At 70.3% G+C, this 7299-nt stretch carries 7 protein-coding genes; all 7 read left to right on the top strand.

Annotation, left to right across the window (positions count from 1 at the left end; all coding sequences use genetic code 11):
- Positions 1 to 2253: DNA helicase PcrA (gene pcrA / locus ACOJSN_RS09640; protein WP_420112279.1), on the top strand; the 2253-nt coding region annotated here is incomplete at its 5' end.
- A 58-nt stretch (positions 2254 to 2311) separates the two neighbouring features.
- Entirely contained in the window at positions 2312 to 3265 is a 954-nt protein-coding gene (locus ACOJSN_RS09635; protein ID WP_420112278.1) for a helix-turn-helix domain-containing protein, read from the top strand.
- Entirely contained in the window at positions 3262 to 3801 is a 540-nt protein-coding gene (locus ACOJSN_RS09630; protein WP_420112277.1) for a dihydrofolate reductase family protein, read from the top strand. The genes ACOJSN_RS09635 and ACOJSN_RS09630 overlap by 4 nt, the downstream gene beginning before the upstream one ends.
- Positions 3798 to 4208, top strand: coding sequence for an SAM-dependent methyltransferase (locus ACOJSN_RS09625; RefSeq protein WP_420112276.1), 411 nt, complete (start codon positions 3798 to 3800; stop codon positions 4206 to 4208). Before ACOJSN_RS09630 ends, ACOJSN_RS09625 begins: the two co-directional genes overlap by 4 nt.
- 72 nt (positions 4209 to 4280) lie before the next feature.
- Positions 4281 to 4469, top strand: a complete 189-nt coding sequence (locus ACOJSN_RS09620; protein WP_420112275.1) for a hypothetical protein — start codon at positions 4281 to 4283, stop codon at positions 4467 to 4469.
- A gap of 84 nt (positions 4470 to 4553) precedes the next feature.
- Entirely contained in the window at positions 4554 to 6494 is a 1941-nt protein-coding gene (locus ACOJSN_RS09615) for an acyltransferase family protein (protein WP_420112274.1), read from the top strand.
- Positions 6495 to 6568: 74 nt separating this feature from the next.
- Positions 6569 to 7299, top strand: a 731-nt coding sequence (locus ACOJSN_RS09610) for an ATP-grasp domain-containing protein (protein ID WP_420112273.1), incomplete at its 3' end; no start/stop codon positions are given.

Genomic DNA, 7299 nt, shown 5'->3' with positions numbered 1-7299 from the left:
GGCGGGCAGCTGTTGATCATCGCGGGGGCAGGCTCGGGCAAGACGCGTGTGCTGACGAACCGCATCGCCTACCTGCTCGCGACCAAGCGCGCGCGGCCGGGCGAGATCCTTGCGATCACGTTCACCAACAAGGCCGCAGCCGAGATGCGTGAGCGGGTCGAGGAACTGGTCGGCCCGCGCGCCCGGACCATGTGGGTGTCGACGTTCCACTCCGCGTGCGTGCGGATCCTGCGGCGCGAGGCGAAGACGATCGGGCTGCGGTCGAGCTTCTCGATCTATGACGCCGCCGATTCCCAGCGGCTGATGACGATGGTGTGCCGCGAGCTCGACCTCGACCCCAAGCGGTATCCGCCCAAGGCGTTCAGCCACCGGGTCTCGGACCTCAAGAACGAGCTGGTCGACCCGGACGAGTACCTGAGCACCGTCGGCAACAACCCGTTCGAGCAGAACTTGGCGGCGGCGTACCGGCGGTACCAGGAGCGGCTGCGGCAGGCGCACGCGCTCGACTTCGACGACATCATCATGACCACGGTGCACATGCTGCAGGCGTTCCCGGACGTCGCCGAGCACTACCGGCGCCGCTTCCGGCACGTGCTGGTGGACGAGTACCAGGACACCAACCACGCGCAGTACGTGCTGGTGCGTGAGCTGGTGGGGATGAATAGTGATGGTTCTTCGGCCACGCCTGGCGTGGAGCCGGCCGAGCTGACGGTGGTCGGCGATGCGGATCAGTCGATCTACGCGTTCCGCGGCGCCACGATCCGCAACATCATCGAGTTCGAGACCGATTACCCGAACGCGGCCACCATCCTGCTCGAGCAGAACTACCGGTCCACGCAGACGATCCTCACCGCCGCGAACTCGGTGATCGCACGCAACCCCGGTCGCAAGCGGAAGAACCTGTGGACCGACGCCGGTGCCGGCACCCGGATCGTGGGGTACGTGGCCGACAACGAGCACGAGGAGGCGCGGTTCATCGCCTCCGAGATCGACCGGCTCTCCGACTCCGACGGCGTGAAGCCGGGCGACGTCGCGATCTTCTACCGCACCAACGCCCAGTCGCGCGCGCTGGAGGAGGTGCTGGTGCGCGTGGGGCTGCCGTACAAGGTGGTCGGCGGCACCCGGTTCTACGAGCGCAAGGAGATCAAGGACGCGATCGCGTACCTGCGGGCGATCGTCAACCCCGACGACGACGTCAGCATCCGCAGGATCTTCAACGTCCCCAAGCGCGGCCTGGGCGATCGCAGCGAGGCGATGATCGTGGCCCACGCCGAGCGTGAACGGACCAGTTTCGGGGCGGCGCTCGGGCAGGTCGAGGACGTGCTCGGGCTGGCCACACGCGCAATCGCGACCGTCAAGGAGTTCGACGGGATGCTCGGGCGCCTGCGCGGGATGTCGGCCGCTGGTGCCGCGCCCGCCGAGCTGCTCGACACCGTGCTCGAGGAGTCCGGGTACCTGCGTGAGCTCCGGGCGAGCGACGACCCGCAGGATGCCTCGCGGGTGGAGAACCTCGCCGAGCTGCACGCGGTCGCCGCCGAGTTCGCCGAGACCGATCCCGAGGGCGATCTGGGCGACTTCCTGGAGCGGGTTGCCCTGGTCGCCGATGCCGACCAGATCCCCGAGGGGGCGGGGGAGTCGGGCGTCATCACCCTGATGACCGTGCACACCGCCAAGGGGCGGGAGGTCCCCGTGGTGTTCGTGACCGGCCTCGAGGACGGCACCTTCCCGCACCAGCGCAGTCTCGCCGACCCCGACGAGCTCGCGGAGGAGCGACGCCTCGCGTACGTGGCGCTGACCCGTGCGCGGGAGCGGTTGTATGTCTCGCGCGCGAGCGTGCGCACGGCATTCGGCATGCCCAACGAGCTGCCGGAGTCGCGGTTCATCGGCGACGTGCCCGAGGAGCTGATCGACTGGAAGCGGCGCGAGTCGTCGATGCAGCGCTACCGCGGCGGGTCGTTCACCGGTGGCGGCGGCTACGGCTCCACCGGCCCACGCACCTCCCGCCTGGCCGAGCGCCGAGCGCGCAAGGAGGCCGCGCCGCCGTCCCCCGACGCGCCGAAGTTCGGTTCCGCCACCCCGCGGGCGGACGTGCCCAACCTCGAGGTGGGTGACCGCGTGACCCACGATGCCTACGGCATGGGGCGCGTGGTGGCGATCGAGAATGCCGGGACCAACGCCGTCGCGAAGATCGATTTCGGAGAGTCCGGGACGAAGCGGCTGCTGTTGCGGTACTCGCCGGTGACGAAGCTGTAGTCCAGGTTGAGCAAGAACGGTCGGGCGCGGCGACGGGTGGGCGACCCATACTCGAACCGTGAGCGAGACAGGGCGAGACCGCATCCGCGAGCTGCTGGACGCCGTCCTCGCGGATGACGAGGTGGGGGACAGGCTCGGCGACATGGCGGCCGCCGCCTACACCTCGCCGTTCCACTTCAGCAGGCAGGTGAGCCGGGCGGCGGGCGAGCCGCCGGTGGCGATGCGGCGACGGGTGCTGCTCGAGCGTGCCGCCTGGCAGCTGCAACGCGGGACGTCGGTGACCGAGGCGGGCTTCGAGGCTGGCTACGACTCCGTGGAGGGGTTCGCGCGGGCGTTCGCGCGGGCCTTCGGTTGCGCGCCGAGCGCGATGCCTGCGCAGGGCGAGCGGGGCCACTGGCTGCCCGCACCGAACGGCATCCACTTCCACTCGCCGACCGTGCTGTACGTGGACGCGGGCGGAGCCCATGAGCACGCATCCGGCGAGGTGCTCACGCTGATGGTGCGGCACGACCTCGACGACGTCGACGCGCTGCTCGCGGCCGCCGAGCCGCTGAGTGAGGAGGACTACCGCCGCGAACGGATGCCCGGCCACCAGGTGCTGGAGTGGTCGGGCGCCGACACCTCGCTCGCCGAGGTGCTCGCCCATCTCGCCCTCGACAAGCTGCCCTGGCTCGCCAGCATCGAGGGCGCGGACGAGCCCGATATCTCCGGCCCGCACAGCGTGGCCGAGCTGCGCGCGCAGCACGCCGACATCGCGGCGCGCTGGCTGGCGATGACCCGCGACGTGGAGCGGCGTGGCGCGTGGAACGACCGCGTGATCGACGCGATCTGTGACCCGCCCGAGTCGTTCCTGCTCTCGCAGATCGTGGCCCACACATTGACGTTCTCCGCCCATCGCCGCCAGCTCGCACGTTGGATGCTGCGCCAGGCGGGCATCGACACCACCGGTCCGCACCTGGACCCCGACCCGATCAGCTGGCACCGGCGTGCCGGAGGAGGAGACCTGACATGACCCGCTACTGCTACAACACCGCCGTGACCCTCGATGGCTTCCTCGCCGACGATGCGGATTCGCTCGACTGGCTGTTCAAGCAGACCTTCGATGAGGACGGGCCTGGAAGCATCAAGCAGTTCATGACCGGGGTAGGGGCACAGGTGATGGGCGCGACCACGTATGAGTGGATCATGAAGAACGAGCCGGGGAGCTGGGCCTATGCCGAGCCCACCTTCGTGTTCACTCACCGTCACCTCGAGCCCGTGAACGAGACGATCAGGTTCGTCTCGGGCCCACCCTCCGGGCACCGCGCCGCCATCGAGGCTGCCGCCGGTGACAAGGGCGTGTGGATGCTCGGCGGCGGCGACCTCGCTGCCGACTTCGCTCGCGCCGGCATGCTCGATGAGGTGATCGTCGGCATCGCACCGGTCACCCTCGGCTCCGGTCGTCGGCTGCTCGGAGGCGCGTTCGACCTCCGGCTGGAGGAGAGCGACCGGAACGGCGAGTTCCTGACTGCTCGGTACGCCGTCGTCGGGCCTTTGGGCACCCGGTGACAGCGGCGCTCTCGCCCCGGTTGCGCGCCGTCGCCGATGCCCTGCCGATCCGGCCCGGCATGCGCGTGCTCGAGATCGGCAGCGGCACCGGAGCGCTGGCGCGCGAGCTCGTGCGCCGCGGCTGCGACGTGGTCGCGATCGACCGCTCACCTCGCGCTCACGCGATCGCGACGCGCGATGCCGAGGCGGGGGGCCCGGATTTCCGCGACGTCGCGATCGAGGACTTCGTCCTGGACGACGGCGAGGCGCCGTTCGACCTCGTCGTCGCCGTCCGTGTCGGCTCGCTCGACGGACGACACCCGGCCGACGCCGCGCTCGCCCGGATCGCTGACGTGCTGAACGACGAGGGCAGGGTGCTCGTCGAGGCCGGCGGGACGCTCCGGGAGATCCACGCCCGACACCACTGACACGACGGGCGCGATCCGGACCGCGCCTTCGTCATCAGCGAGGCTCGCGACGGCCGCCAGCTCGTCAGCACCGTGCGGCTGTGCACCGGTGAGGTGCTGGAAGAGCGAGAGGTCACGGGGGCCGTGATCGACAACCGCTCGATCAGCTCCTCCGGATGGGTCGTCGCAGTACCGGCGGGGGAGACCACCCTGATCGCGTCGTTCACCGAGCGCGGGACCAAGCCGGAGCTCCCGGACAGCGACGAGACCGACGAGGCCTGACCCCAACGATCGGCCCGCTCGCGTGTCGGGCGGGCAGATTGTTGGTCCCCGCGCCTAGCCTGAGCACCAGGGAGGTAGGCGCCCGTGGCGGTGGTGACGGAAGAACGCGAGAGGCGCGCCACGCCGTCGCGACCTCGCACGCCGGTCAGGGGCCGCCCGAGCCGGCGCAAGCACGCGCGGATCCTCGGCCTCGACGGGCTGCGCGCGATTGCCGTGCTCGCGGTACTGGTGTTCCATCTGCGGCCGCAGACCCTGCCCGGCGGCTACCTCGGCGTCGACATCTTCTTCGTGCTCTCGGGATTCCTCATCACCACGCTGCTGGTCCGCGAGCTCTCCGAGCACGGCCGGCTCGATCTCAAGGGGTTCTGGACCCGCCGGGCGCGTCGGCTGCTTCCCGCGTTGGCGGCTGTCGTGGTGGTCTCCACGGCGCTCGCGCTCGCGGTCGGCAACGACCTGCTCGTCGACATCCGCCGGCAGGCGCTCGGTGCGCTCACGTTCTCCAACAACTGGCTCGAGATCGGCGCAGGGTCCTCCTACTTCACCCAGACCGCGCCGCAACTCTTCGTCAACTTCTGGTCGCTCGCGGTGGAGGAGCAGTTCTACCTCGTGTGGCCGGTGCTGCTCGCGGTGCTGCTCGCACTGACCCGGACCGCGAAGCAACGGATCGCGATCGTGCTCGGCGTCGCGGCGGTCTCGGCGGGCCTCATGGCACTGCACGCCGGCGACGGTGTCACGCGCGCCTACTACGGCACCGACACCCACGCGTTCGGCCTGATGATCGGCGCCGCTCTCGCGCTCTCCCTGGCCAGTCCCACGACCGACGTGCGCCGGATCCCCGGCTGGGACCGCGCCCGCATGGCGATCGCGATCGTCTCCGGGCTCGCTCTGCTCACCCTGCTGCTCACGCTCGACGGCGAAAGCGCGTTCGCGTACCGCGGCGGCATCCTGCTCGCCTCGATCGCCACGGCGGCCCTGATCGCCGCTCTCGCCACCGCACCCGGCGCGCGGGACGGCATGGTGCGGGCCTTCTCGACGCGGCCCATGGTCTGGCTCGGCGAACGTTCCTACGGCATCTACCTGTGGCACTGGCCGGTGTTGCTCATCGTCACCGCGGTGCTGCCGGCCGCGCTGCCGGACTCGCCGATCAGCTGGCTCGTGCGCGCGCTCGCTCTCGCCCTCACGCTCGCCGTCTCCGCGGCCTCCTACCGGTGGATCGAGCAACCGATCCGTCGGCACGGGTTCCGCGAGACCTCCCGCCGGGTGCGAGCCGCTCTGCGTGGGCCCGCGCCGAACCGCCCGCGGGCTCTGCTCGCGGCGGCGACCGCACTCGTGGTCGTGTTCGGAGTCGCGCTCGTCGTCGCCCCGGACAAGTCGCAGGTCGAGCTTCAGATGGAGGCGGCCGCAGCCGCCGCGGAAGGCGACCAGACCACCGCCGACCAGGGCGAGCCGGCCGACCAAGAAGCCGACGCCGTCGGGAGCTCGGGTGAGGACGCCGCCCCCGATGGCGACCCGGTGCTGCCGAGCGGTGACGAGATCAGCGCCTTCGGCGACTCGATGCTCTACGTGGCCGCACCGGCGCTGAAGGCCGACTTCCCAGGCATCGCGATCGACGCGAAGTCCAACCGTCAGTGGCCCGCCGTGGTCGATGCGATCCGCAGCGCGCTCGACGAGGGGACGGTTCGCGACATCGTGGTCATCGTCGCCGGGACCAACGCCGGCCTGAAGGATCCCGCTCCGCTCCAGGAGGCGCTCGAGCTGCTGGGACCCGACCGGTATGTGGTTCTCGTCACGATCTACCACTCCAGCAGCTGGATTCCCGAGAGCAACGAGAACATGATCGAGGTCGCGGCACAGCACCCGAACGTGGTGGTCGCGGACTGGTACGGCACCATCACCCAACACCTGGATCAGCTGCAGCCTGACGGGGTTCACCCCGACATGGATGGCATGTACCTGTTCTCCGACGTCGTCGCCGAGGCACTCGCCGAAGACCCGCAGGAGCCCTCCGGGACACCGCGCGGCTGACCGCACCGAGGCGCCCGTTCCGCGCGGTAAGGTCGGGCTGACTTTGCGGCGCCGGATGACGGAAGGCAAGACCCTTGGACCTGTTCGAGTACCAGGCGCGCGACATGTTCGAGAAGCACGGGGTACCCGTGCTCCGCGGCATCGTCGCGACCACGCCGGAGGAAGCCGCTGACGCGGCGCGTGAGCTGCTGCCTGCTGAGGGCGGGGTCGTCGTCGTCAAGGCCCAGGTCAAGACCGGCGGCCGCGGCAAGGCGGGCGGCGTGAAGATCGCCACGTCTGTCGACGAGGCTGCGGAGGTGGCAGCGGCCATCCTCGGGATGGACATCAAGGGCCACACCGTGCACCGCGTGATGATCGCCGAGGGCGCTGACATCGCCGAGGAGTACTACTTCTCGGTGCTGCTGGACCGGGCGAACCGCAACTACCTGGCGATGTGCTCGGTCGAGGGCGGCATGGAGATCGAGCAGCTCGCCGTCGAGCGCCCCGAGGCGCTGGCGCGTGTGGCGGTGGACCCGATCGTGGGCATCGACGAGGCCAAGGCCGCCGAGATCGTCGAGACCGCCGGGTTCGCGGACGAGCTGCGGGCCCCGATCGCCGACGTGATCCGCACGCTGTGGACCGTGTTCACTGCCGAGGACGCCACGCTGGTCGATGTGAACCCGCTGGTCCGCACCGGCAGCGGCGCGATCGTCGCCCTCGACGGCAAGGTCACCCTCGACGACAACGCCTCCGAGGTGCGTCACCCCGACCACGAGGCGCTCGAGGACAAGGCCGCGACCGACCCGCTCGAGGCGAAGGCCAAGGA

Origin of the sequence: Pseudactinotalea sp. (genome assembly GCF_048594945.1) — a bacterium.
In the GTDB taxonomy this organism is placed as follows: domain Bacteria; phylum Actinomycetota; class Actinomycetes; order Actinomycetales; family Beutenbergiaceae; genus Pseudactinotalea.
The sequence above is the reverse complement of the archived record's forward strand: the minus strand, read 5'-3'. Positions and strand labels throughout refer to the sequence as shown.

What these genes read in the sequence shown, in the direction of transcription:
- ACOJSN_RS09630 (WP_420112277.1), top strand. Translation starts at nt 3,262, where the DNA reads ATGACCCGCTACTGCTACAACACCGCCGTGACCCTCGATGGCTTCCTC.